Raw genomic sequence first — 1838 nt, 5'->3', positions numbered from 1 at the left:
CTCCCTCAATAAAGAAAGCGAAATCTCACGATTTCTTCGTTTTTCTTAGATTTTCATAGTTGTTTATTTACTAGTAATTGCTTTTTAGGTGGGTAAATATCACTCGAAAGGATAAAATTGGACCCAAGAAGAAAAAAGACTCATAACCCACCACCCAGTTACTTACACAAATTGGTAAATGAGTAAAAATATGATCGCACTGGTGGATGTCCACATTTCTCATGGAGGTCAACCCTCCCATGCCTCACAGAGTCTTCGCTCTCAAATTCCTTCGTCCAACCTTTCCATGAGGTGGATGTCAGCCATGCTGCCCCACAGGGTCCTGCCCGTAATTTAGTTGCTATGCCGACTAATCCGTGCTTCAAATGTACCCGTCCTACAAAACACACAACTACTAATTTATCTAATATAAAAGAGAATTAAGCTGCCATTTCTACCTTCTTTGATGCTGACAAATGAGGAATATCCTTTAACATCTTTTCTTCACTAAAATCAAACTGCTTTTTACCTATGCTAAAGAAAATACGGATCAGTTTATTACATAAAGCAATAAGGGACTGCATCTTCTTTAATGGATTATCAGGTCGTTGAGTATAGTAAGCGTGTAATGCTTTAAATGCTGAATTTTGTGCAACTAGAATCATACAGACCCTAAACAACAGGGCCCTCAATTTCTTACGTCCCCTCTTTGTGATGGTCGTTTTTCCCTTGTGCTTACCGGACGTATTTTCTTTCAAACTTAACCCAGCCAGCTTAATAATTTGTCTGGGATGAGTATAATCACTGAGGTCGCCGACCTCCGCAAAGAAACCGGCAACCGTATCCCTGCCGACACCTTTAATGGCCAACATTTGTGTAACACCAGGTATTTCTTCAAGTAATATATCTATTTTTGCATCTAATTCTTCGAATTTAAGCTGGATTAGTTCATATTTATCAAGTAGCGTTTTCAGCTCCAATTTGGCCATATCAGAGCCTTGCCGAAGTCCGATGGACTTACTAGCAGCTTGCTTTAACTTTTTAATTTTACTGAGCCCCACACTCCGGGTAACGGCTTTTCTTAGGTGGATGAACAGCTCTTGATCAGAGAATTTTATCATTTCATGTGGTAAGGCATTTAACCTTAAGAATTGTAATGCTGCCTTGCCTTCCCACTTCTTAAAAACTGTTAGAAATTCTGGAAAGTACCGATCAATCCAGTTGTGAACCTGCCCTTGGACCGTTTGGAGGTCATCCGTTAGAAGATCGCGAATTTTCTTTGCCACTCGGAGCTCGGCATAAACTCCTTGCGGTATAGTAGGTTCGGCGTATCTTCCGTCTTTGACCAGCTGGGCAATTACTCTGGCATCCTTTACATCATTTTTAGTTGGTGAATTATCATCGAGTTCCTTGCTTTTCTTAACGTGCAAGGGATTTACTGCCACAAACTTAATCTCATTTTCTTTCAGAATATGAGCTAGGTTGAACCAATAATGGCCTGTCGGTTCCATCCCAACTATCACTTTATCCATGGCTTGTTCTCTCTTCAACTCAGAAATCCACTTTAGAAAATGGGAGAACCCCTCTTTTGTGTTTTCAAAATAACAAGGTGATCCGAACTCCATTCCTCTAAAGTCCTGGGCACGTGCCACATGCTTGAATTTAGCGATGTCCACCCCTATAATTAGCGTTTGAGAAGTAATTTGAGCAAGCTTCTTATTTTGGTTATAATTCATTTTAGGCCTCCTGGTATTTGAGTATTGTCCTTTTCGCTGGCCGGCTTCAGGACACTCTCATTCTACCAAGAGGTTATTTTTTTGTTCAAACCTCATTTTCACTCATTACAGGAATGCTGCCCC

1 protein-coding gene is annotated in these 1838 nt (G+C 40.5%); it reads right to left on the bottom strand.

Annotated elements, in window-relative coordinates; all coding sequences use genetic code 11:
* Window positions 1-419 precede the first annotated feature (419 nt).
* A complete protein-coding gene (locus ACIFOT_RS32255) occupies window positions 420-1715 on the bottom strand; it encodes an IS110 family transposase (protein WP_430073060.1) in 1296 nt (431 codons plus the stop codon).
* Between the last annotated feature and the right edge of the window lie 123 nt (window positions 1716-1838).

Source organism: Neobacillus sp. NRS-1170 (assembly GCF_050468025.1).
Note: the sequence above shows the minus strand (reverse complement) of the source record. Positions and strands in the feature narration are given on the sequence as shown.